Genomic DNA, 24,109 nt, shown 5'->3' with positions numbered 1-24,109 from the left:
GCTTCATCACCGAGCACCCGATCCTGCTGCTCGACGAACCGACCGCCTCGCTCGATGCCAGGAATCGCGACGTTGTGATCGAACTCATCGCCGCCAAGAAGGCCGCGGGCGTCGCCCTGCTCGGCATCTTCCACGACCACGACGTGCGCGAGGCCGTCGCCGACCGCATCATCGACGTCACCGCTTTCGCGCCCGGAAAAATCGCCGCATGACGAAAAAACTGTCAGAGACGCCGCTGATCCACCCGACGGCGGATGTGCAGAACTCGACGCTTGGCCGCTGGACCGAGATCGCCGACCGCAGCCGGGTTTCCGAGAGCATCCTCGGCGACTATTCCTACATGATGCAGGACTGCGCCGTCTGGTGCGCGACGATCGGCAAGTTTTCCAACATTGCAGCCAGCGTGCGCATCAACGCCACCAACCACCCGACATGGCGGCCGACGCTGCACCATTTCACCTACCGCGCCTCCGACTATTGGGACGACGCCGAGCATGAGAGCGAGTTCTTCGCCCAGCGACGCGCCAAGCGGGTCACCATCGGCCACGACACCTGGCTCGGTCACGGCTCGACCATCCTGCCCGGCGTCACTGTTGGCGACGGCGCCGCGGTCGGCGCCGGTGCCGTCGTGTCGAAGGATGTCGCACCTTACACCATCGTCGGCGGCGTGCCGGCCAGACCGATCCGCGAGCGTTTCGACCGCCGCACCGCCGAACGCTACCAGGCGCTCGCCTGGTGGGACTGGGACCATGCCAAGCTGCGGACAGCACTGGATGATTTTCGGGAACTGTCGGCCGAGGCCTTTCTGGAAAAATATGGCGGATAGGCCATCACATCATTGTCATAGGTGAGCCTGTTTCATCTCCCTGACACATCGCCGGGGCAGGACGCCATCTGCCCTGGAGATCGCAATGCCTGTTTCAGTCAGACCCTCGCTCGCCGGATTCTTTGCCGGCTCCAATCCGAAGCCACCGGTTCATCTCGGCACGCGCTACGACATGTCGGGCAATTTCCTGATCGAGCCCGGCAACACGGTCGTCAGCCATCTCGTCAGCGGTTCGCCCTCCGAGGCCGTGGTGCTTGAGGTGCGCGACCGGATGCTGGCGATGCCCGATGCCGACCGGCTGGCCTTCACCCCCGTCTCCAGCCTGCACATGACGCTGTTCCAGGGCATCATCGAATATCGCCGCCGCTTGCCCTACTGGCCACATGACGTGCCGCTCGACACCAGCATCGACGCCATGACCCGCCTCTATTTGGAACGCTTGAAGGGCTTCAACGGCCTCGGCCCGTTCAACATCAAGGTGGTCGAAATCGTACCGACCGGCCTCACCGTCGCCGGCGCGACCGACGAGGACGTGCGCATCATGCGCGCCTGGCGCGAYTCCTTGGCGGTGCCGTTCGGCTACCGGCATCCCGACCATGACAGCTACGTCTTCCACATCACCTTCGCATATCAGATCCAGCGTCTTGCGGATGACAGGGCGGCCGCATGGCAGCAACTGTTCGATGACTCTCTCGCGCTTTTCGCGCGGCAGGCTCCGGCGATCGAGATCAAGGCGCCGGCCTTCTGCAGCTTCAGGGACATGGAGCATTTCGAGGAGTTGCAGGTGCTCAGCTGATCGACACCACCAGGCGCCTGACGCCGCGCCTGTGGGCAGTAACAAAACTGACATCAATCCGACACCGCAGGTTCATGGCGCTGCGCTAGCGAAGTTCTTAACAGACCTTCAACGCGACTGGACTGGAAACGACCATGTCAGCCACGCTCGAAATCCGCGGCGTCACCCGACGATTTGGCAAGAACACTGCCGTCAGCGATATCAACGTCTCGATCCCGCAGGGTCAGATGGTTGGCATTATCGGCCGTTCGGGTGCCGGCAAATCAACCCTWCTTCGCATGATCAATCGTCTCATCGATCCCAGCCAGGGATCGATTTTTTTTGACGGCGCCGAGGTTTCCCAGCTCCGCGGTTCGCCGCTCCGGCGCTGGCAGCGCGACTGCGCCATGATCTTCCAGCAATTCAACCTGGTGCCGCGCCTCGACGTGCTGACCAATGTGCTGCTCGGCAAGCTGAACCACCGTTCGACCATCTCGAACCTGCTCGGCATGTTTTCCCGCGCCGAGTGCGCCGAGGCGGTCGCCGCGCTCGGGCGGCTCGACATTGCCCGCACCGCAATGCAGCCTGCCGGTACTTTGTCGGGTGGCCAGCAGCAGCGCGTCGCCATTGCCCGCGCCATGATGCAGCAGCCCAAGGTGATCCTCGCCGACGAGCCGATCGCTTCGCTCGACCCACTCAACGCCAAGGTGGTGATGGATTCACTGCAGGACATCAATCTGCGCGAAGGCATCACCGTCGTCACCAATCTGCACACGCTGGACACTGCCCGCGCCTACTGCAACCGCATCATCGGCATGGCCGCCGGCAAGGTCGTCTTCGACGGCCCGCCGGAAGAGCTCAACCGCGAGGCCGTCCGCCTCGTCTATGGCGCCGACAGCAATGGCGGCGAAATCTCCGAGGCCATCACCTCGACCAGCATCGCCTACAAGCAAAAGATCACTGCATCCGCCGGACCGCTCGAGCCCGCATTCCCGGGATATTGAGTCAAGAAAGAGCGACCTGGATCGCCAGCCCGCGTCAAGGGCACCTGTCAGAATAACCAACGCTACCGGCGCGGGGCCGGAACCCACAGGAGAGATATCCAATGTTCAGGAAGATGGTTTTCAGCGCCGTTTCGGTGCTCGCCATGGCAACCAGCATGGCCCACGCCGCCGATATGAAGGAATTCCGCGTCGGCATCCTCGGCGGCGAGAACGAAACCGACCGGCTGCGCAACTACCAGTGCCTGGCCGACCATCTGAAGGCCGAATTCGGTTTCGAGAAGGTCTCGCTGTTCCCCGCCGCCGACTATGACGGCGTCATCCAGGGCCTGCTCGGCGGCACCCTCGACTTCGCCGAACTCGGCGCTTCCGGCTATGCCAGCATCGCCCTCAAGGACCCGAAGGCGGTAACCCCGATCCTCACCACCCAGCAGACCGACGGCGCCACCGGCTACTATTCGATCGGCCTGGCGCTCAAGTCTTCCGGCATCACCGACATCAAGTCGGCCAAGGGCAAGAAGCTCGGCTACGCCGATCCGGATTCGACCTCCGGCTATCTGATCCCGCTGACCCAGATCCCGAAGGACACTGGCGCTTCGAACGAAACCTTCTTCGCTTCGACCCAGTTCAATGGCGGCCACGAGAACAACGTCCTGGCCGTGCGTGACGGCAAGGTCGACGTCGCGGTGGACGATTCCTCGGGCATCGGCGATTTCAAGAACGGCTACACCTCCGGCACCTTCCACAAGGAAGTCGCCAAGGGCGCCGTCGACCCCAACGACTTCGTCGAAGTCTGGCGCTCGGGCCTGATCCCGAACGGCCCGCTGGTCGTGCGCACCGCACTCGGCGACGACATGACTGCCAAGCTGACTGCCTTCTTCACGGCCCTGCCGGCCAAGGACAAGGCTTGCTTCGAGGGCGTCGAAGGCGGCGATTTCACCGGCTACGTTCCGGTGAAGGCGGACTTCTACAACGTCATCGTCGAAGCCCGTAAGGCGGCCATCGGCGGCTAACGGCAAAAATCAGAAGGGCGGTGTTCAAAGCACCGCCCTTTCTGTTTGTCCGATCATGACCCTTTCCGTGACAGCCCCCTCCGCCGCCCATCAGATGGCCAATGCCTGGCGACGCCAGATATCGCTGCGCCGGCTCTATACGGTGCTTGGCGTCGGTTTACTGCTTGCCGCGATGTTTGCGAGCATGTGGTTCGCCGACGAAGCCAATGCCGGGCACTTCTTCGACCGGCTGCCGCATATTCTGGACTTCCTGAGCTGGCTGATCCCCAAGGATTGGAACGACGTCTGGCGGGCGCTGTTCGACATTGCCTCGCCGCATGACACTGGCACCCAGGAATTCAACTTTCCGCTCGGCCGCGTCTATGTCTGGGGCGGCTTTTACATCCCTGAATATTTCGAGCTCATGCTGACCACGGTGAACGTGGCCCTGGTCTCGACGTTTATCGGCTTCATCTTCGCCGTGCCGTTTTCCTTCATCGCCGCGCGCAACCTGACGCCGCATCCGGTGCTGAGGCTCGTCGTCAAGCGCTTCATGGAGCTGCTGCGCGCCTTTCCGGAGATCGTCATTGCTGGCCTCTTCGCCGCCATCGTCTCGACCGGTCCGATCGCTGCTATCATCGCCATCGGCCTGCATTCGATAGGCGCGCTCGGCAAGCTGTTCTATGAGATCAACGAGAACATCGATATGCGCGCCGAGGAAGGCCTGAGGGCGGTCGGCGCCAACTGGTTCGAGCGTGTGCGCTTCGCCGACCTGCCGCAGGTGCTGCCCAACTTCATGTCCTACACGCTGCTCCGCGTCGAGATCAATGTGCGCGCTTCGACCATCATCGGCGCCGTCGGCGGCGGCGGCATCGGCGAGGAATTGAAACTCTCGATTTCACGCGGCTTCGGCGCCAAGACGCTGGCGCTGGTGCTGCTCTTGTTCACGACCATCTTCATCATCGACCAGTTCTCCGCCTGGCTGCGCCGCAAGCTGGTCGGCGAACAAGCCTTCCTGATGGGTGCTTAGCCATGATCCCGAAAAGTGGAATCCGGTTTTCGGAAAAGACCATGGCAAAACCAAAAGATAGAGCCCCATCCCGGTCCTATCGGGATGGATCAGGTTCTTGATCATGGCGACGATGACCGCCGACGAAATCCGGTTGATCGAGGAGCGCTACCCGCAAGTGTTCCGGCGGCCGACGTACAAGCGCTTTGCCCCGCTGTTCCTGTTCGTCGGCATACTGCTCTACCTCATCTATGCCTTGTGGTTCTTCAGCCTGCCGCAAGTGCTGCGGGAATCGCACTGGGAACGCCTGCCGCTCTTCCTGACGCAGTGGGTCAGCTATGACCTGCAGCCGGAATTTCGGCTCGACCAGCCCGAGATAACACCGAAATACCCGCGCTTTTCCGCGCTTGGCGAGAACCCGAACCCAGACTGGGTCATCAAGAACGCGGACGGCACCTTCAGCGTCCTGATCGACGGTCCGGACAAGTCCGTCACCTTCGACAAGACCAAGGCGACGATCGTGGCCAATGGCGAGACGGTGCCGGTGTCGCTGACCGGCGGCAAGCCGGTGATCTCGGGCCCGGTGCCGGACTGGATCACCGCTCATGACGACGAGGTGGTGGCCAAGATGGGCTTCGCCGGCGAAGTGCGCGTCACCGTCGACCGCGTCAAGGTCCGCAAGCGCTTCCTCGGCTGGGCAAATTTCGTCTTCGACACGCGCTCGCCCTTCTTCGGCAAGTCGGCCAGCGAAGTGGTCTCGCTGATCGTGTCCGGCCCCGAACTCAAGCCGGGCACCTCGAACCTCGCGCTGGCGGGAGACAATATCTGGAACAACGCCCAGTGGCAGCACGGCGACGTCTGGACGAAGTTGCTGCAGACCATCGTCATGGCCTTTCTCGGCACGCTGCTCGGTGGCATCGTCGCCTTCCCGCTTGYCTTCTTCGCCGCCCGCAACATCACGCCGAACGGGCTGCTCAGCCAGGTGCTCAAGCGTTTCTTCGACTTCATGCGTTCGGTCGACATGCTGATCTGGGCGCTGTTCTTCACCCGCGCCTTCGGCCCTGGCCCGCTGGCCGGCAGTGCCGCGATCTTCTTCACCGAGATCGGCACGCTGGGCAAAACCTATTCGGAAAGCCTCGAGAACATCGACGACAAGCCGCGCGAGGGCATCAAGTCGACAGGCGCCAACGGTCTTCTGGTGCAGCGCTATGGCGTGATGCCTGAAGTGATCCCGATCTTCATCAGCCAGACGCTCTACCAGTGGGAATCCAACACCCGCGGCGCCACGATCATCGGCGCCGTCGGCGCCGGCGGCATCGGCCTGAAACTATGGGAAGCGATGCGCACCAACTCCAACTGGGCCAACGTCTTCTACATGGTGCTGCTGACGCTGGCAGTCGTGTTCATCTTCGACAACATATCCAACTTCCTGCGCCGCAGGCTGAGCCGGACCATCCACGACTACAACAGGATCCAGGCCGAGCAAGATTAGCGACTGCGGCGCTTAAGGCGCGCCTTATGCCGCTTTCTTCCACCCGTTCCTGATATGATTGTAGCCGTCGCGATAGACGGCTTCCGGGCTCTCGGAAAAATCGCGCCACACCTTGGTCGCCGCCGCCAGGTCCTTGAGCGAACGGCCGAACGCCTCGATCGTCAGCCAGTCGTCATAGCCACTCTTGCGGATGGCGGAGAACGTTTCCTTCCACGGGATATTGCCGCGCCCCGGCACGCCGCGGTCGTTCTCCGAAATATGGATATGGACGACATTCCTGCGGTGTTTTGTATAGGCGCCGATCGGGTCGGCTTCCTCGATGTTGGCATGGAACGTGTCGTACATCGCCTTGATGTGCGGCCGGTCGATGGCATCGATATGCTCGGACAGATCCGCCATCGTGTTGAGAAGATAGCATTCGAAGCGGTTCAGCGCCTCGAGCCCGATTGTGACGTTCCTCTTGCCGGCATGATCGCCGATCGCGCGTTGCGAAGCGACCGAGCGCTTCTTTTCGGCGGCTGTCGGCCCTGAGCCGGAAAAGGCACCGAGCGTCGAATGCAGCGGTCCGCTCAGCGTGCTGGCGCCGAGCGCGTCGGCGCAGTCGATAGCCCATTTCATATAGTCGACGCCGGCCTTGCGGGTCGCGGCGTCGGCCGCGATCAGGTTCATCGCCGGATCGCCCATCGCTGACACGGCGGTCCGCTCCAGCCCGATACGGTCGAGCAACTCACCCAGTTTCTTGTAGTCGTCGGACGTGCCGGCGAAGATCGGTATCTCGACGCCATCAAAACCGGTTGCCTTGATGTCGCGGAGCAACGGCTCGTGTTTCTTCGACACCGCCGTCGTCCACAGGAACATGCACATGCCGATTTTCATCGACGCCCCTCCCCAGTGAATTCCCCTCGCCGGTCGAAGCTACAGTTTCGTCCAGGCCCCATTCTTCTTCGACGACTTCACGCAGGCCTCGATGAAGGCCATGCCCTCGACGCCGTCCTGAATGGTCGGAAAGACGACATCCTTCGCCGGCTTGCCGCCCTTCTTGCGCGCTGCGCGGATGGCGCGCGCGGCCTCCTGGTAGATGTTGGCGAAACCTTCGAGGTAGCCCTCGGGATGGCCCGGCGGAACCCGGCTGACACGCCCCGCCACCGGCAATGCACCGGCGCCGTTGCGGGTGATCAGTTGCTTGGGCTGGCCGAATGGCGTGTACCAGAGATAGTTCGGGTCGGCCTGCACCCATTCCAGCCCGCCCTTGGAGCCATAGATGCGCAGCTTCAGCCCGTTTTCATGGCCCGGTGCCACCTGGCTTGCCCAGATCATGCCCTTGGCCGCATGCGTCTTGCCGTCGGGCTTGAAGCGCAGCATGACGTTGACATTGTCGTCGAGCAGCCTCCCCGGCACGAAGGCATCGAGATCGGCCGAAAGCGAATCGAGTTCCAGTCCCGAGACGAWGCGCGCCAGATTGTAGGCGTGGGTGCCGATGTCGCCCAGCGCGCCGCCTGCGCCCGCCTGCTTGGGATCGCCACGCCACGACGCCTGCTTCTGGCCGGTGGCTGCGAGGTCCTCGGTCAGCCAGTCCTGTGGATACTCGGATTGCACGATGCGGATGTCGCCGAGCACGCCCTTGGCCACCATCTCGCGCGCCTGCCGCACCATCGGATAGGCTGTGTAGTTGTGGGTGAGCACGAACACCTTGCCGGTCTTCTCGACCACGGCGGCCAGCTTCTTGGCCTCTGCAAGCGTCGTCGCCAGCGGCTTGTCGCAGATGACGTGGATGCCGGCCTCGAGGAAGGCCTTGGCCGCCGGCACATGGACATTGTTGGGGGTAACGATGGCCACCGCCTCGATGCCGTCGGGCCGCCTGGCCTCGGCCTTGGCCATCTCGGCATAGGAGCCGTAGCTGCGATCCGGGTCGAGCCCGAGTTCGGCGGCCGACGCCTTGGCGCGTGCCGGATCCGATGACAGCGCACCGGCGACCAGCACGAAATCATTGTCCATGCGCGCCGCGATGCGGTGCACCGCGCCGATGAMGGCGCCTTGCCCGCCGCCGACCATGCCATAGCGGATCGGACCGCCTCCCGTTTCCGACTTCGATGCGCCGACCATGTCTTTTCTCCTCGTGTCTAAAATATCCCCKCCCCTTGAGGGGAGGTCGATCCGCGCAGCGGATCGGTGGGGTCGTAGAGATAGAGCGCGGATGAACTGGCTCTACCGGCCCCGTCGGCCACCCTCCCTCGAGGGGGAGGAGAGGCGCGTTAAATTCCCATCATGCCGCGCAGCACTTTCTTGTCGGTGGTGCCGCCGGCAAAGTCGTCGAATGCCTTTTCCGTCACCCGAATGATGTGGTGCTGGATAAATGGTGCGCCCTCTGCCGCGCCGTCTTCCGGGTGCTTCAGGCAGCATTCCCATTCCAGCACCGCCCAGGAATCGTAGTTGTACTGCGTCAGCTTGGAAAAGATGCCGCCAAAATCCACCTGTCCGTCGCCGAGCGAGCGGAAGCGGCCGGCGCGGTTGGTCCAGCTCTGATAGCCGGAATAGACGCCTTGCCGCCCGGTCGGGTTGAACTCGGCGTCCTTGACGTGGAACGCCTTGATGCGCTCGTGATAGATGTCGATGAATTCGAGATAGTCGAGTTGCTGCAGCAGGAAATGCGACGGATCGTAGTTGATGTTGCAGCGCTTGTGGCCGCCAACCGCGTCGAGGAACATCTCGAAGGTAGCGCCGTCGAACACGTCCTCGCCGGGATGAATTTCGTAGCCGACATCGACGCCATTGTCCTCATAGACGTCAAGGATCGGCTTCCAGCGCTTGCCGAGCTCCGAAAAAGCCTCCTCGATCAGGCCGGCCGGCCGCTGTGGCCACGGATAGAGGTAAGGGAAAGCCAGTGCTCCGGAGAAACTCACAGAGGCGTTCAGACCGAGATTGCGCGAGGCCTTGGCGCCGAACTTCATCTGTTCGACCGCCCATTTCTGACGCGCCTTGGGATTGTTGTGCACCGAAGCCGGCGCAAAGCCATCGAACTGCGCATCATAGGCCGGATGCACCGCCACCAATTGTCCCTGCAGATGCGTCGACAGTTCCGTGATCTCGATGCCGGCGTCGGCACAGATGCCTTTCACCTCGTCGCAATAGGCCTTGGAAGATGCCGCCTTCTTGAGATCGAACAAGCGCGCGTCCCAGGTCGGGATCTGCACGCCCTTGTAGCCAAGACCAGCCGCCCATTTGGTGATCRAAGCCAGTGAATTGAACGGCGCGGCGTCACCTGCAAACTGCGCCAGAAACAGTCCAGGGCCCTTCATTGTCGTCGGCATCGGCATCCTCCCTCATTTTCCTCGCGACCGAGCATAGCGCCGATTGGAAGCAGGGCCAGCCACTTTGGTCTTTTCACACCGGGCGCTTGTGCGCACCGCTATTCTGGTATTACCAAATACAAGGATTTGGTCAAGTCTTGTAGTGCATCGCCGGAACCCCTCGGGTAAGCAAAAAAGGGATACATATCTCAATATAATCAATGAAATAATTCGGAGTGAGCGCAGCAGTCCGCCGCTTCTTGCCGTCCATGGGAAATTGCTGTAGACCTCGCTTCAGGCCCAATTGGTCGAACCAGTTTGCGAAAAAAGGCTGGGGATGCCTTGGGGAGGAACCCTTGCGTCGCCTTTCAGCGATGCATGTGCAGGCGAACCATAAAGACGAATTTGGGAAGGACAGACCATGCACCTTTCGACGCACAACTGGATGCGCGCGGAACCGCTGGAGACGACGCTCAAGCGCATCAAGAAATTCGGCTATGAGTCGATCGAGATTTCCGGCGAGCCCGAGCAGTACAAGACCAAGGAGACGCGGGCGCTGCTGAAGGAGCATGGTATCCGCTGCTGGGGCGCGGTGACCTTGATGCTGGGCGAGCGCAACCTCGCCGCCAAGGACCAGGGCCAACGCGAGCGTTCCGTGCAGTATGTCAAGGACGTGCTGACGATGATCAGCGAACTCGATGGCGAGATCATCACGCTGGTTCCGGCGACGGTTGGCAAGGTGGTGCCGGATGGCACCGAGGAAGAGGAATGGAAATGGGTTGTCGACGCGACCCGGGAATGCTTCACCCACGCCAAGAAGGTCGGCGTCAAGATTGCCGTCGAACCGCTCAATCGCTTCGAAACCTATCTGTTCAATCGCGGCGCCCAGGCCCTGGCACTGGCCGACGCGGTCAGCCCCGAATGCGGCGTCTGCCTCGACGCCTACCACATCCACATGGAGGAATTTAACGTCTATGACGCGATCCGGCAGGTCGGCAAGCGCCTGTTCGACTTCCATGTCGCCGACAACAACCGCTTTGCCGCCGGCCTCGGCCAGATCGACTGGCCGAAGATCGTCGCCACGCTGAAGGAGGTCGGCTACGACGGCGCGCTGACCAACGAGTTCGTCGCCCCGGTCGACCGCACGCCGGCCGCGCCCTATCCCGACATGGTCGAGCGCCATCCGGTCGACATTTCGCCCGAGCAGCTGAAGTTCATCCAGGATCACGGCTCCAGCGTTCTGACCGAGAAATTCTACACCGACCAGATGCGCATCACCGCAGAAACGTTGCTGCCGCTGATCAAGTAGTCGACTGCCTGTTGGGAAATTGCCCTTTCGCCCCGACCGGCGGCAGGGCCGGGGAAGACCATGCGCATCAAGACCGTCCAAGCCTGGTGGATCCGCATCCCGATCGAAGCCGCTCGGCAACACCGCAGCGACTTCGGTCAGGTGACGACCTTTGACGCCGCCATCCTGCGCATCGAGACCGATGACGGGCTGGTCGGCTGGGGCGAAGGCAAAAACGCCGCCGGCAGCGCCGGCAGCTACGGGGCGCTTGTCCACATGCTGAACCATGAGGTCGGGCCGCAATTGATCGGCCGCGATCCGGCCGACATCGGCGTCATCTGGGAGATGCTCTACAACGGCGTTCGCCACGACAGCGCCGCCCGCGCCGGCCATGCCATGCCGCAACTGGCGCGGCGCGGCATGAGCATAGCTGCCATCAGCGCCGTCGATATCGCGCTCTGGGATATCCTGGGCAAATCGCTTGGCGTTCCGGTCTGGCGGCTCCTCGGCGGCCGCAAGTTCGACCGCATGCCGGCCTATGCGTCCGGCGGCTGGGCGTCCGCCGACGCCATCGGCGAGCAATTGAAATCGTATATCGCCAAAGGCGGCTTCAAGGCGCTGAAGATGCGGGTCGGCGCCATGGACGGTGCCGCGCATGTCTCCGCCGCCCGCGTCCGTGCCGCACGGCAGGCGCTCGGCCCCGATGTCGAATTGATGGTCGACGCCCACGGCACCTACACGGTGGCCGAAGCCAAGCGCTTCATCCACCTCGTCGACGATCTGGACCTCGCCTGGTTCGAGGAGCCGATCATCGCCGACGACAAGCCAGGCATGGCCGAAGTGCGGACAAGCGGTGCCGTTCCGATCGCCACCGGCGAAAGTGAGGCAACGCGCTATGCCTTCCGCGACCTTGCCGTGCTGAAAGCCGCCGACATCTTCCAGCCCGATCCGGCCTTCTGCGGCGGCATCAGCGAAGCGATGAAGATCGGCACCATCGCCAGCGCCTTCAACCTGCGCTTTGCGCCGCATCTGTGGGCCGGCGCGCCGTGCTTCTTCGCTGGAGTGCACATCTGTGCTGCTTCGCCGGCTAGTTTCACCGTCGAATATTCGCTCGGCGCCAACCCGATGATCCATGATCTGATCGAAGAGACTGTCGAAGCCAAGGACGGTATGATAGCGATCCCGGAAAAGCCGGGTCTGGGGTTCACCATTTCGGAGCGGTTCCTGGAGGCGCACGCGCAACGCGATTGACATGAAAGAAAAGAACCTTCTCGCGGAACTCGCTGCCTACCTGTTCTCCCATTCGGACAAGGAGACCGGCCGAACGCCGTCGGAACGTGAGCTGGCGGAGCAGTTCGGCGTCAGCCGCGGCCAGATCCGCGAGGCGCTCGCCATCCTCGAAGCCATGCGTATCGTCGAGCGCAGGGCCAAGTCCGGCATCTACATCGACACCAAGCAGGCCAGCGTCGAGGCGATGGCGCTGTTCGCGCGCGCCGGCCTGCCGCTCRATCCGATCCAGATCTACGAGACGGTCGAGTTGCGCAAGATCCATGAGATCAAGGCGGCCGAGCTTGCCTGTTCGCGCGCCACCGAAGAGAATTTCGAGCGTCTGCGCGAAATCCTGAAGGCTTCGGAAGAGCGCATCGCCGCAGGCGAAGGCCTGGCCAAGGAAGACCGCGAATTCCACCTTGAGATCGTCCGCGCGACCAAGAACAGCGTTTTCCACAATGTCTGCAGCGTCTATTACATGATGGGCGAGCAGCGCCTGCCGATCTATTTCAACGATCCCGAGCGCAGCGTGCGCTCGCATGCCGAGCACATCCAGATCTACGAGGCGCTTCTGCGCCGCGACGGCAATCTCGCCCAGGCGCTGATGAGCGCTCATCTGCAGGGCGCCGAGAGCTACTGGAAGGGCCTGATCGAGGGCCACGGCGAGGAACCTCAAAACCCGACGCTCGAAAGAGCCTGATCGACATGGCCCGCATCCTCACCACACACCCCCTGCATCCGCGCGCCTCGGCCATGCTGGCCGGCGCCGGCGAGCTTGTCGTCGCTTCTGCTCTCGACCCAGCGACGCTGGCTGGCGAGGCGAAAAACGCTGACATCGTCATCGTGCGCGCGCACCTGCCGCCACAGCTCTTCGAGGGTGCCACAAAGCTGAGGGCGGCAATCCGCCATGGCGCCGGGCTCGATATGATCCCGATGGAAGCGGCCTTCGCGGCCGGCGTGCTGGTGGCGAATGTGCCGGCGGTCAACGCGCGCTCGGTTGCCGAACACGTCATGTTTGCAGCACTTGCCCTGCTTCGCCGCTTCCGCATCGTCGATCGCGACTTGCGCGCGAAAGGCTGGCTCGCCGGCCGCGAGCACGCCAATTCCAACAGCGAACTTGCCGGCAAGACGATCGGCATCGTCGGCCTTGGCGCCGTTGGCCAAGCCGTCGGCCATATCGCGGCGCATGGTTTCGACCTGAAGGTGGTGGCAACGACGCGCAGCATGCAGCCGGCGCCGGAGAAAGTCGGCTTCCTGTCCATCGACGCCCTGGTCGAGCAGAGCGACATCATCGTTCTGTGCTGTCCGTTGACGCCGGAGACGCGCGGCTTGATCAATCGCGAGCGGATCGCCCGCATGAAGCCCGATGCGCTGCTGATCAACGTATCGCGCGGACCGGTCGTCGATGACGACGCCCTGATCGATGCCTTGCAGAAACGCCGCATCGGCGGTGCTGCACTCGATGTGTTTTCGACGCAGCCGCTGCCGCCAGATCATCCCTATTTCAGCTTCGACAATGTCATCATCACCCCGCACATGGCAGGCATCACCGAGGAATCGATGATGCGCATGGGCGTCGGCGCGGCCGGTGAAGCCTTGCTGGTGCTGGCCGACAAACTGCCGGTCAACCTGCGCAACCCCGAAGTGGTCGATCACTACCGCCGGCGGTTTCCTGCGAGCGTGTAACGCATCGCCGTTTCGCCTCATTTTCTGGCGAGGCTGGCTGCCATGTCCAGTCTTCGCTCCGCGCTGTTGTTTGTTGCCACCGCTTCGACAGCCGTCGTGCCGTCGCTTGCCACGGCGGAGAGCAGCTATGTCTACTGCGACAACGGGCTGCGCTGCTTCAAGGCACCCTGCCCGTCGAACAGCGCGCTCGACCTTGCCACCGGCACGATCATCAAGGGCGTGTCGATCGACAGCAGCGGATTGCCGCAGGCCGACAAGGCGATAACGGATCTTTCAGACGCGCTTTACGCCGGAAAGATCGTCGTCAGGGGATCGATCGAGCATCGCACGCAGACCATCACCGGCAAGGAGCACAGCCTGCCCTGGCTGGTTGCGACCGGCATCGTACGCACCGCCAAGGAAAGCGAACGCAAGCACTGTTCGTCGCACTGATACTCCGCGTCGATCAAGCGCCAAGCAGCGACTCTATTTCGGCAGCAATCCGCAACAGGCGCCGGTCATGGCCATTGCGCGCCACCAGCATCAATCCTGCCGGGCGCACCATGCCCGGCATCGGCAGCGAGATCGCACAAAGGTCGAACTGGTTGGCAACCTGCGTGTTGCGCAGCAGTAGGCCTTCGGTGCGGTCGCGCTGTTCGGCATCGTCGACCATCGAAACGATGGTCGGCGCCGTCACCGGTGTGGTCGGCAGGGCCAGCACATCGACCGATGCCAGCCGCTCGTCCATGGCGGCCGCGAGCGCGGCGCGACGACGCATTGTCCTGATGTAAACTGGCGTCGGCAGCATAGCTGCCCGCGACAAAGGCCCGCTGACATGTGGGTCGACCGGCACCGATGCCCCCGTCGCCAACCAGTCGGCATGGATCTCCGCCCCTTCCATGGCAGCGATCGAACCGCGCTTGGTCGCCGCGCGCATCTCTCCAAGCAGATCGTCTATCGACAGATCCGCCACCCCTGCACCCGCCAGTTCGACCTTGCGAAGGCATCGATCGAACGCGGTCGCCACCTCGCCTTGCGTTTCTTCGAATAGGACGCCGCGCGGGATGCCCACGCGAAGCCCCGCGAGGGAGATCGACGTCAGCGCTTCCGCTTCCTCGCCGGCCATCACGGCGTCGGCGGCGGCGCACTGGGCGGCGGTTCGGGCAAGCGGCCCGATCGAGTCCAGCGTGCCGGACAACGGGAAAGCGCCGGTGAGAGGCACCCGCCTAGCGGTCGGCTTGAAGCCGACGACACCGTTGAGCGATGCCGGAATGCGTATCGAACCACCGGTGTCGGAACCGATGGAGATTTCGCTCGTCCCCTCGCCGACGGAAACGCCAGCACCCGAGGAGGAACCACCAGGAATGCGGCTGGCGTCGGCGGCATTGCCGGGCGTGCCGTAATGCTGGTTGTCGCCGATCGCCGTGAAGGCGAATTCGGTCATGTTGGTCTTGCCGACGATCACCGCGCCGGCCTGCCGCAACCGGCCAACGATGGCGGCGTCGCGCAGCGCAGGTGCAGCGGTCCTGAGCATGAGCGAGCCGGCCGTGGTAGGTTCGCCTGCGACATCGAACAGATCCTTGATCGAGACAATGGTGCCATCGAGCGGCCCCAGCGTCACACCTACCCGTTTGCGGGCATCGCTGGCGTCGGCCGCGGCCCGCGCGGCTTCGGCATAAAGCTTCGTGAACACATGTTCTTCGCCGGCACGGGCGGCGAGGCGCGCGAGGATGGTTTCGAGATGGTCACGGGCTGATTGCATTTTCGGTGTCGGACTCCGGACGCCTTGAACGTCTTAAGAGGTAGCGGCCAGCACTTGGCCTGCCGAGACTTAAACCGGCGCAGGCGGTTTTGCACCCTGTCGATACGAGGAAAAATCCGATGCTCTACAAAGGCAGCTGTCACTGCGGCAAGGTCGCCTTCGAGTTCGAAGCCGAGCTGACCGACGCCGTGCGGTGCAATTGCTCGATCTGCTCGCGCAAGGGTACCCTGTTGTGTGCCATCCCGCACGAGACCTTGCACGTTCTGGCCTGGGGCGATGACTTGGGCATCTACACATTCGGCAACCACGCCATCGCGCACCGCTTCTGCCGCACCTGTGGAGTCCACCCCTTCGCTGAGGATGTCGGCGAAGGCCGTGAACGCAGCGCCTACGTCAACATGCATTGCGTTGCGGATTTTGACCCTTCGACCTTGCCAGTCTTCGACTTCGATGGCCGCTCGGTCTGAACCTATCTCCAGTCGCACCGGCAAGGTTCGCTTTGTCGCTTGCCGCATAACGGCATCGGCCCGAAACCGTGATGGTTCGCGGGCCGATGCTTCGCGTCAGGAAGTTATCGCCAAATGGTGAGTCCGACGGCTAGTTGACCTGCTTCGGACCGCGCAGGAACACCACGATCGCCGCCAGCAATGTCGCCGTGCCGCAATAGGCGAAGGCGCTGGCCACGCCGGCATGGTCGACCAGCAGGCCACCGAAGACAGCACCGAGCGCAATCGCCACCTGGAACGTCGCCACCATCAATCCGCCTGCGCTTTCTGCCTGATCGGGCGCGGCCCGCACCAGCCAGCTCTGCAGCCCAACCGGCACCGCGCCGAAGGCAAAGCCCCAAGCCGCAACCGCGGCGGCAGCGACCATGGGGGAGGCACCGAAAACCAGCATCGAGGCAGCCGCCGCCGCAATCAGCAAGGGCGCCAGCGCAACGGCTGCCTTGAGGTTGCGTTCGGCCAGGAAGCCGCCGGCGACATTGCCGAAGAAGCCACCAACGCCATAGGCCAGAAGCACCAGCGAGATTGTCTCGATGTCGAGCACGGGGACCTTCTCGAGGAAAGGCCGCACGTAGGTGAAGCCGGCAAAGTGTCCCGAGGCAACGAGCAGCACGACCAGCAGTGCCACCCTGATGGAGGGCCGCTCGAGCACATCGAGCAAGGTACGGAAGCTTGCCACRCCCACGGGTGGCAGCTTCGGAATGGTGGCCACCTGCACCAGCAGCGCCAGGGCGCCGACGACGGTGGCGATCATGAAGGCGGTCCGCCAGCCCCAGATGTCACCGACATAGGCGCCGACCGGTGCTGCGCAGACCGTCGCCAGCGAAACGCCGGTCAGGATGATCGACATGGCGCGCGGCATCAGCCGCATCGGCACCAGCCGCAGCGCCATCGCCGCCGACATCGCCCAGAAGCCGCCAAGTGCTACGCCGAGCACGACGCGGGCAAGCAGAAGCACGGTAAGCGATGACGCGAAGGTAGCCAGAAGGTTGGAGAGGATCAGGAACATCGTCAGCATCCACATCACCAGCCTGCGGTCCATGCGCCTGGTGATGATGGCCATGGTCGGGGCGGCAATGGCGCCGACGATGGCGGTCGCCGTCACCGCTTGTCCGGCCACGCCTTCGGTGACGCCGAGGTCGCGCGCCATTGGCGTCAGCAGGCTGGCCGGCAGGAACTCGGCGGTAACGAGGCCGAAAACTCCAAGCGCCAGCGAGACCACGGCGCCCCATGCCGGCTCGGTTCGTTCATCAGAGTCTGCGGGGTTCAGAAGTGTGGCGTCGATGACGCCTGTCGCGGGTTCGGCCATGGTCAGTCTCCGATCTGTTTGCAGCGCCACATAGGGAACGACCGACCGGGGCTCCACCCGTTTCATGCCTTGCCATCTCGGCTTGGCTATGTGGCCGGTCTTCGATCTTGTTTGCAGCGCAGCATTTGGCTGCAACGCAACATAGGGAGTGACCGCCTGGAGTTTCCATGCTAGAAACCCCATTATGTTTGACCATTCGTCCAAAATCCCGATCACGGGCGACCCGCTGACAGACATATTGCGCGGCCTGCGTCTCGATGGCGTCGAATACGGTCGCTGCGAAATGAAGGAGCCGTGGGGCATCCAGTTCCCGGCTCAACCTGGGGCGCGGTTTCATTTCATCGGCCGTAGAGGCTGCTGGTTGAAGCAGCCGTCGGGCGAATGGGTGGAGCTGAATGCGGGGGATGCGGTGCTGCTGCCGCGCGGTGCGGCGCATGTGCTGGCCAGCGAACCCGGCGCCCAGGCCTGGCCGATCCACGGCTACGAACTCGAAGAGGTCTGCAAGGACGTCTACTGCACGTCGAACGCGGAGATGTGCGGCAAGGACTGCCAACCGGGAACGCTGCTGTTCTGCGCCAGCATGTATTTCAACCTCGATGGCCTGCATCCCTTGCTCGGCATGATGCCGGACGTGATGCGCACGCACGAGCTGGAAGCCTATGAACCGGGGATACCGCATTTGCTGGACTCGATGGCACGCGAAGTGACGATGGAGCGCGTCGGCTCGGGCGGCATCATGGCGCGGCTGGCTGACGTGCTTGCCGCGACCGTCATCCGCTCATGGGTCGAACGCGGTTGCGGCGACTCGTCCGGCTGGATTGCGGCGGTCAGGGACCGCGAGATCGGGCGCGTGCTGGCCGCCATCCATCTCGAACCGAACCACGACTGGACTGTCGAGTCGCTGGCCAGGATGATGGGCGCCTCGCGGTCGGGATTTGCCGAGCGGTTCGCCACCATCGTTGGAGAAACGCCGGCTAAATATGTCACCCAGGTCAGAATGCACCAGGCGCGGCAGTGGCTGGTGCGCGACCGGATGAAGATCTCCGTCGTTGCCGCGCGTCTCGGCTATGAATCGGATGCCGCCTTCAGCCGTGCCTTCAAGCGCGTCATTGGCTCGGCGCCCAGCCATCTTCGCGCCGAAGAGCAGGGTCCTGCTGATCAACGACACACCTTATGAGATGATCCCCACCTGCCGAAATAAGCGAGGTCGCGGCCTATGACGCGTGGCGCAAATTGACGCCGCTGCCCTTTTCGAACAGCACCACCTTGTCGGAGTTCCAGGCAAAGCGCACCGGCTGCTCGATGGCCACATCGGTCCTGGCCGGCACGGTGGCGCGCAGCATCGCGTCACGAGCGGGCGGCCGTCGGTCGCCGCACTCGCCTTGGCTCCCCCTGAAAAAGGCAGTTCGAAATTCAGCGGCGCCATCACCGCGCAGCCGTTCACCAGCTTGCCGTCGATGAGGTTCATCGGCGGCGAGCCGACGAAGCTAGCCACATAGGTGTCGCGCGGATTGTTGTAGATCTCGTACGGCGTGCCGGTCTGGACGATGCGGCCATGGTTGAGCACGCCGACCTTGTCGCCCATGGACATCGCCTCGATCTGGTCGTGGGTGACGAACAGGAAGGTGGCGCCGAGCTGTATTTGCAGGTTCTTGAGCTCCGTGCGCAGCGCCTCGCGCAGTTTGACGTCGAGCGCCGACAGCGGCTCGTCCATCAGGAACACGCGCGGCTTGCGCACGATGGCACGGCCGATCGACACGCGCTGCATCTCGCCGCCGGACAGCTTGTCGGTCTTGCGGTCGAGCAGGTGCTCGATCCTGAGCGTTCGGGCGGCGGTCGACGCGGTCCTTGATCTCGGCATCGGGTCCTCCGGTCAAGCCGGAGGATGACGGCGTGAGAGTTGAGAGGGCGACGCACACCGACCGGCGCGGACCGGCGCGAGCGCGACCTGCCGGATAGCGTCAGCTGCTGATCATCGCGCTGTCTTGTTGAGAGCGGTGACGACCAGCGCGAGAATCACCGCCGCGGCGGCGATTTCCCACACGAAAGCCTGCTTGTAGAAAGGCGGCGTGGCGAGCTGCGCCTTGCCGGCGAGAGTGTTGGGGTCCGGTGGATTGAGGAAGAAGACGCCGTAGAGATGCGCCGCCGTGATCGAAACCAGCAGCACAATGCAGAAGACCAGCGCCACGACCAGCGCTACGGTCACCACACTGCGCACCTTGACGCCCGGCTGGGCCAACGGCAGCAGGTTGTTGATGAGTCCGGCAAGCACCACGAGACCGCTGCCGACCGCGTACAGGCCGATGGAAAAGGGTTGGAAGATCAGCACCAGCGCCATGACGCCCAGGCCAATGATGAAGACCTCGAGGCAGTACGCGCCGGCCCGGCTCATGCCGGAAGAACGTTCGCTCATGACCGCACCGCCTTTCCGGCGCCATCGAAGACATGGGTTTGCCTGGGATCGGGGCGTAGATTCAGCGCCTCGCCGACCTTGACCCGCTGGCTTCTCGTCACCACGACGCGGATGTCGGCGCCTGCCGCCGTGCGGGCATGAATAAGGGTTTCGGCGCCCATGGGCTCGATGAGCTCGGCCCGGGCGGAGATGGTGCCACGGTCCCCCGTATCGGTCGCGGTGAAGGCGCGGGGGCGGACACCGATCGTCACCTTGCCGGGCTGCAGGCGCGCGACCGCCGCGTCCGTGCGGATCGCCAGATTAATGCCGGCCACGGCCATCTCCGCCGTGCCATCGGCGAAGGTCTTGAGGTCGGCCTCGAGAAGATTCATCTGCGGCGTGCCGATGAAGCTCGCCACGAAAGCATTGGCGGGCTTGGCAAAAACCTCGTGCGGTGAGCCGACTTGCTCGATCAGGCCGTCCTTCATGATGGCGATGCGGTCGGCCATGGTGAGCGCTTCGAGCTGGTCATGGGTCACGATCACGGTTGCTTTGGAGAGGCCCTGCAGCACTTCCTTGATCTGGCCACGCATGCTCTGGCGCAGTTCGACATCGAGACGCGACAAGGGCTCGTCGAAGAGGAAGCAATTGGGGTCGCGGACGATGGCGCGGGCCATGGCGGCGCGCTGCTTTTCGCCCTCGGATATCTGGTTCGGCAGCCGGTCGAGAACGTGCTCCAAGTGGAGGATCGCGGCGACGCGGTTGACGCGGGCAGTCCGCTCAGCCCTGGAAATGCCGTCATGATAGAGCGGGAAGGCGATGTTCTCGCCGATCGATGCCGACGGGTAGAGCGCGTAGAACTGGAACACCATGGCGATGTCGCGCTTTTCGGGCGGCAGGTTGTTCATCACCTTGCCGGCGATGACGACCTCGCCGTCAGTGACGCTTTCCAGCCCGGCGATGACGCGCAGGGTCGTCGTCTTGCCACRGCCGGACGGGCCGAGAAGGCAGACGACCTCACCGGCGGCCACCGACAGGTCAACGTCCTTGACCGCGGTGAAGGAGCCGAAACGCTTGGTGACTTTGCGGAGTTCGATGGTTGACATCTCAGCGCTTCACGGTGCCGAAGGTAACGCCGCGCAACAGATGGTTTTGCAAGAAGAAGGTGACCAGAAAGACTGGGACGAGGAACAGGGTTTCGATGGCGGCAAGCAAAGTCCAGTCGGTGCCGCGTCCACCCGACGACACGGCCTGGTTCATGGCGACCGGGACCGTTCTCGTGTCGGGCCCCGAGAGCAACAGGGCGAAGAGGAACTCGTTCCAGGTGAGGATCAGGCCGAACACGAACGTGGCGGCGAGCCCGGCAATGACCTGGGGCAGGCAAATCTTGAAGAACACCCGCATTCCGGACGATCCGTCGATGCGGGCAGCATCCTCGACGTCTGGCGACAATTCATCGAAGAAGCTCTTCATCATCCAGATGGTGAAGGCCAGGTTGAAGGCGGTGTAGAGCATGATGATGCCGAGATACGAGCCCGACAGGCCCACTACGCGGAACATCAGGATCACCGGAATGATCACCACAATCGCCGGCAGCATGCGCGTGGTCAGGATGATGAACAGGTAGGTGTCATTGCCTTTCAGCGGATAGCGCGAGAAGCCGAAGGCCGCCAGGGTGCCGATGACCAGCGCCAGCAGCACCGACGCCGAGGCGATGAAGATCGAGTTGAAGAAATAACGGTCGAATCCTGTCGCTTCCGGGGCACCGTCCGGCGTCATCGAGCGGGAAAAGACGGACCCAAAATTTTCGAGCGTGGGCTTGAACACAAAATGGTCCGGAATCAAGCCGAACAGCGACGTGGGCGACAGCGTCGGAGGCACCAGGAGCGCGTCGCCCTGCGGTTTGAAGGCGGTGAATATGATGAACAGCACCGGCAGAAAATAGATAAAGGCGACGACGGCCACGGCGAGCGTCCGCCCCCAGCCGGCCTTGTCTACTCCGCTGGCCCTGCCGAAGCCGAGCTTTCCCAATATCGATTCGGCCACGGGTCAGGCTCCCTTCGTACGGCGGTTTGCGAGGTACAGGTAGAGGTTGGTGAGAACGATCACCATGAACAGCATCAGATAGGAGATCGCCGCGCCCTCACTCGTCTTGTTCTGCTCGTTGGCGATGCGGATCAAGTGATAGGAGATCGTCAGTGTGTCGTTGCCGCCCTTGGTGAGGAGGATGACGAGATCCGCCAGCTTGAATGCCTCGATGGTGCGGAAGAGAAGGGCCAACATCAGAAGGCCGCGGATGTAGGGGAAGGTGATCATCCAGAATTGCCGCCAGCTGGAAATACGGTCGATGGCAGCGGCCTCGTAAAGGTATTTCGGCACCGAGACGAGGCCCGCCAGCACAAGGAGCATGACGAAGGGCGACCACATCCATGCGTCGGCGAAAACGATTCCCGCCACGGCACCGACTTTGTTGCTCATCAGGATGAACTGGTTGCCGGAGATGGAATTGATGACGTAGCTGAGAATCCCGAATGTCGGGTCATAGTAGTAGGTGAAGAACACGCCAGAGGCGACAACCGAAAGCATCATCGGTGTCAGCACCAGGATCAACAAATACTTGCGCAGCGGAAATTGCTTGGCGAACAGGATGGCCAGCAGAAAGCCGACGATCATCTGCGCGGAGACGGTGAACACGACGAACATGGCGGTATTGATCAGCGCGCCCCAAGTCGCGTGAGCAGCGAGATCGTTGGTAAGGATCCGGACGTAGTTCCCGAGTCCGACGAAGCGGATCGTCTGCTGGTTTGCCTGGTAGGCGAAGAACGAAAGGCCCAGCGACCACAGCAGGGGGAAGATATTCATCACAAACAGAACGGCGATTGCCGGAGCGACCAGCAGGGCGCCGAAGTAGTGGCGGCGATACGCGTTGACGGTAAATGCGGCCGCGACCAACGCCGCCGCGGCGCCCACCACCCAGAAGGAGACAGCCGCCGGCAAGCCCGCCATTGATATGGCCGACACGACGACAGCGACAGCGATGGCGAGTTTCCAGTTGTGGGCAACAACCGCGGTAAGGCGTGGTGTCAGCAGCGTGCTTGAAACAGCGGTCATGAGAGTCCGAAATATGGAGCGCCTGACGTGGCAATGATGGGGAGCGGCTTTTGCCCGCTCCCCGCAGCTATGTTGGAAGGTTACTGGATAAGGCCAGCGTTCTTCAGGAGGTCCTCCTGGAACTTGGCGATGTTATCCAGGGTGGTCTTGGCGTCCTGCTTGCCAGTGATGGCTAGGTCGTACTGATCCTGCTGCTGGGTGAGCAGTTCGAAGAACTGCGGCACGTGCCACATGTCCTTCTGCCAGTCGAGCGAGTTCGCCCAGGCGCGGTCCCACGGACGATAGGTCACGTATTTCGGATCGCTGTAGACCGACTTGATCGCGGACTGGCCGCCGGCGGCGGCGAACTGGTGCTGGATATCGGGCGAGAGCCACCACTTCACGAAGCCCACCGCTTCCTTGATTTGCTCAGGCGTCGTCCAGGTGGTGAGAACGAAAGGCTGTCCGCCGATCTGTGACGTACGATTCACCTTTCCGTCGGGGCCGCGCAGGCCTGGCGCCAATCCGAACACCAGCTTGTCGGCAACCTTCGACGTCTTGGGATCGAGCGAGGCTTCGCCGAGACCGATCCAGTCGATGTTCATGGCCACCTTGCCTTCACGGAACAACTGGTCCGAGACGAAGATGTCCATGGTGCCGGTCTTGACCACCGGCGGCATGTACTTCAGCAATTTGAGGAAATGCTCCATGCCCTCGATGGACTTCGGGGAGTTTACGACGCCTTCGGCATGTCCGGTCGGGKCCTTGGTTTCATCCCAGATGCCGCCGCCATGCTCCCAGACGAACGTGTGGACCGAGCTCGTCGAGAAGTCGTAGCCTTTGCCTGCCTGATAGGCGATGCCGTAGAAATCGTCATCCAGCACCTGGCCGGCGAGCTTGTCGCCCTTCTTGCGCTGGAAGAATTCGCCAACATGCTCGAACGTGTTCCAGTCCATGGCGTCGATTTCTTCGCCGGTGCAGGGCAGCTTCTCATTGTACTTCGCCTTGAAGGCGGCCTGCTCGTCGTCGTTGCAGAGCACGTCCTTGCGGCCGTAGGTGACCAGCACGTCCGGGAACTGCGGGAAGCCGTAGTAGTTCGGCGTGCTGTTGGGATAGGTCGAGTAGGCGTTGAGCACGGCGGGATGCATCGACTCCATCGCCGCCTTGAGTTCCGGGTCGGCATCGATGAGATCGTTGATCTTGCGGAAGTAGCCGCCTTCGACGAAGGCGCCCAGCCACTGCGAGTCCGACACGATGAAATTGTACTTCTTTTCGCCCGAGGTCAACGAGGCGTTGACGCGGGTGTAGAAATCCGGCCACGGAATGAAGTCGACATCGAGCTTCACGGTATTGCCAGACTTGGGCTTGTACTGCTCGTCGAAGAACTTCTTCATAATGCGGGTCGGGGGCCAATCCGGCACCGCCATCGTCAACGTCACTTCTTCGGCA

The 24,109-nt window shown here is 62.8% G+C and carries 23 protein-coding genes and 2 pseudogenes; 14 read left to right on the top strand and 11 right to left on the bottom strand.

The window, feature by feature from the left end:
- The 7 genes and pseudogenes from AC1D0I_RS29065 to phnE (AC1D0I_RS29035) all read left to right on the top strand — a co-directional run.
- Positions 1-212: pseudogene (locus AC1D0I_RS29065) on the top strand (phosphonate C-P lyase system protein PhnL); the annotation flags it as partial.
- Entirely contained in the window at positions 209-826 is a 618-nt protein-coding gene (locus AC1D0I_RS29060; RefSeq protein ID WP_477399480.1) for a DapH/DapD/GlmU-related protein, read from the top strand. The pseudogene AC1D0I_RS29065 and the gene AC1D0I_RS29060, both read left to right, overlap by 4 nt.
- 85 nt (positions 827-911) lie before the next feature.
- A complete protein-coding gene (locus AC1D0I_RS29055; RefSeq protein WP_477399478.1) occupies positions 912-1,622 on the top strand; it encodes a DUF1868 domain-containing protein in 711 nt (236 codons plus the stop codon).
- A 134-nt stretch (positions 1,623-1,756) separates the two neighbouring features.
- Positions 1,757-2,605, top strand: a complete 849-nt coding sequence (gene phnC / locus AC1D0I_RS29050; RefSeq protein ID WP_477399477.1) for a phosphonate ABC transporter ATP-binding protein — start codon at positions 1,757-1,759, stop codon at positions 2,603-2,605.
- 101 nt (positions 2,606-2,706) lie between these two features.
- Entirely contained in the window at positions 2,707-3,615 is a 909-nt protein-coding gene (gene phnD, locus AC1D0I_RS29045; RefSeq protein ID WP_457153002.1) for a phosphonate ABC transporter substrate-binding protein, read from the top strand.
- Positions 3,616-3,709: 94 nt separating this feature from the next.
- On the top strand, positions 3,710-4,624 hold the full coding sequence (gene phnE, locus AC1D0I_RS29040; RefSeq protein ID WP_477399482.1) for a phosphonate ABC transporter, permease protein PhnE: 915 nt from the start codon (positions 3,710-3,712) through the stop codon (positions 4,622-4,624).
- Between the two features lie 103 nt (positions 4,625-4,727).
- Positions 4,728-6,095 carry a phosphonate ABC transporter, permease protein PhnE gene (phnE, locus tag AC1D0I_RS29035; protein WP_477399475.1) on the top strand — a complete coding sequence of 456 codons (1,368 nt, stop codon included), beginning with the start codon at positions 4,728-4,730 and terminating at the stop codon, positions 6,093-6,095.
- A 24-nt stretch (positions 6,096-6,119) separates the two neighbouring features.
- Here the strand turns inward: phnE (AC1D0I_RS29035) and AC1D0I_RS29030 are convergent, their stop codons facing one another.
- From AC1D0I_RS29030 to AC1D0I_RS29020, 3 genes are all read right to left on the bottom strand, one after another.
- Positions 6,120-6,971, bottom strand: coding sequence for a sugar phosphate isomerase/epimerase family protein (locus tag AC1D0I_RS29030; protein ID WP_477399473.1), 852 nt, complete (start codon positions 6,969-6,971; stop codon positions 6,120-6,122).
- 39 nt (positions 6,972-7,010) lie between these two features.
- Positions 7,011-8,198, bottom strand: a complete 1,188-nt coding sequence (locus AC1D0I_RS29025; RefSeq protein ID WP_477399471.1) for a Gfo/Idh/MocA family protein — start codon at positions 8,196-8,198, stop codon at positions 7,011-7,013.
- A gap of 149 nt (positions 8,199-8,347) precedes the next feature.
- Complete coding sequence (locus AC1D0I_RS29020; RefSeq protein ID WP_477399470.1) at positions 8,348-9,403, bottom strand: sugar phosphate isomerase/epimerase family protein; 1,056 nt, start codon at positions 9,401-9,403, stop codon at positions 8,348-8,350.
- 400 nt (positions 9,404-9,803) lie between these two features.
- Here AC1D0I_RS29020 and AC1D0I_RS29015 point away from each other — a divergent pair, with 400 nt between their 5' ends.
- From AC1D0I_RS29015 to AC1D0I_RS28995, 5 genes are read left to right on the top strand one after another with little or no spacing between them, the layout of a single operon-like run.
- Complete coding sequence (locus tag AC1D0I_RS29015; RefSeq protein WP_184877062.1) at positions 9,804-10,691, top strand: sugar phosphate isomerase/epimerase family protein; 888 nt, start codon at positions 9,804-9,806, stop codon at positions 10,689-10,691.
- 60 nt (positions 10,692-10,751) lie between these two features.
- The gene (locus tag AC1D0I_RS29010; protein WP_477399468.1) at positions 10,752-11,921 is read left to right on the top strand and encodes a mandelate racemase/muconate lactonizing enzyme family protein; all 1,170 of its coding nucleotides are present in this window, start codon (positions 10,752-10,754) and stop codon (positions 11,919-11,921) included.
- A gap of 1 nt (position 11,922) precedes the next feature.
- Complete coding sequence (locus tag AC1D0I_RS29005; protein WP_477399466.1) at positions 11,923-12,639, top strand: FadR/GntR family transcriptional regulator; 717 nt, start codon at positions 11,923-11,925, stop codon at positions 12,637-12,639.
- A gap of 5 nt (positions 12,640-12,644) precedes the next feature.
- Positions 12,645-13,625, top strand: a complete 981-nt coding sequence (locus tag AC1D0I_RS29000) for a hydroxyacid dehydrogenase (RefSeq protein ID WP_477399464.1) — start codon at positions 12,645-12,647, stop codon at positions 13,623-13,625.
- A 42-nt stretch (positions 13,626-13,667) separates the two neighbouring features.
- Positions 13,668-14,057, top strand: coding sequence for a hypothetical protein (locus tag AC1D0I_RS28995; protein WP_477399462.1), 390 nt, complete (start codon positions 13,668-13,670; stop codon positions 14,055-14,057).
- A gap of 13 nt (positions 14,058-14,070) precedes the next feature.
- Here AC1D0I_RS28995 and AC1D0I_RS28990 read toward each other — a convergent pair whose 3' ends face one another.
- Positions 14,071-15,366 (bottom strand): amidase, encoded by a 1,296-nt coding sequence (locus tag AC1D0I_RS28990; protein ID WP_477399460.1) that lies wholly within the window; start codon positions 15,364-15,366, stop codon positions 14,071-14,073.
- A 119-nt stretch (positions 15,367-15,485) separates the two neighbouring features.
- Here AC1D0I_RS28990 and AC1D0I_RS28985 point away from each other — a divergent pair, with 119 nt between their 5' ends.
- On the top strand, positions 15,486-15,833 hold the full coding sequence (locus AC1D0I_RS28985; protein ID WP_477399458.1) for a GFA family protein: 348 nt from the start codon (positions 15,486-15,488) through the stop codon (positions 15,831-15,833).
- Positions 15,834-15,963: 130 nt separating this feature from the next.
- Here the strand turns inward: AC1D0I_RS28985 and AC1D0I_RS28980 are convergent, their stop codons facing one another.
- Entirely contained in the window at positions 15,964-17,178 is a 1,215-nt protein-coding gene (locus AC1D0I_RS28980) for an MFS transporter (RefSeq protein WP_477399456.1), read from the bottom strand.
- Between the two features lie 184 nt (positions 17,179-17,362).
- Between AC1D0I_RS28980 and AC1D0I_RS28975 the strand changes: the two genes are divergently transcribed.
- Complete coding sequence (locus AC1D0I_RS28975; protein ID WP_477227855.1) at positions 17,363-18,355, top strand: AraC family transcriptional regulator; 993 nt, start codon at positions 17,363-17,365, stop codon at positions 18,353-18,355.
- 37 nt (positions 18,356-18,392) lie between these two features.
- Here the strand turns inward: AC1D0I_RS28975 and AC1D0I_RS28970 are convergent.
- From AC1D0I_RS28970 to AC1D0I_RS28945, 6 genes and pseudogenes are all read right to left on the bottom strand, one after another.
- Positions 18,393-19,043, bottom strand: a pseudogene (locus AC1D0I_RS28970) (ABC transporter ATP-binding protein); the annotation flags it as partial.
- Between the two features lie 107 nt (positions 19,044-19,150).
- On the bottom strand, positions 19,151-19,591 hold the full coding sequence (locus AC1D0I_RS28965) for a hypothetical protein (RefSeq protein WP_457152532.1): 441 nt from the start codon (positions 19,589-19,591) through the stop codon (positions 19,151-19,153).
- Complete coding sequence (locus AC1D0I_RS28960; RefSeq protein WP_477399454.1) at positions 19,588-20,676, bottom strand: ABC transporter ATP-binding protein; 1,089 nt, start codon at positions 20,674-20,676, stop codon at positions 19,588-19,590. The genes AC1D0I_RS28965 and AC1D0I_RS28960 overlap by 4 nt, the downstream gene beginning before the upstream one ends.
- Before the next feature lies 1 nt (position 20,677).
- A complete protein-coding gene (locus AC1D0I_RS28955) occupies positions 20,678-21,616 on the bottom strand; it encodes a carbohydrate ABC transporter permease (protein ID WP_095084794.1) in 939 nt (312 codons plus the stop codon).
- A 3-nt stretch (positions 21,617-21,619) separates the two neighbouring features.
- Entirely contained in the window at positions 21,620-22,681 is a 1,062-nt protein-coding gene (locus AC1D0I_RS28950; RefSeq protein ID WP_010911632.1) for a carbohydrate ABC transporter permease, read from the bottom strand.
- Between the two features lie 80 nt (positions 22,682-22,761).
- Positions 22,762-24,109, bottom strand: a 1,348-nt coding sequence (locus AC1D0I_RS28945) for an extracellular solute-binding protein (protein ID WP_477399452.1), incomplete at its 5' end; no start/stop codon positions are given.

The organism is Mesorhizobium sp. P2_D1 (genome assembly GCF_056404455.1).
The sequence above is the reverse complement of the archived record's forward strand: the minus strand, read 5'-3'. Positions and strand labels throughout refer to the sequence as shown.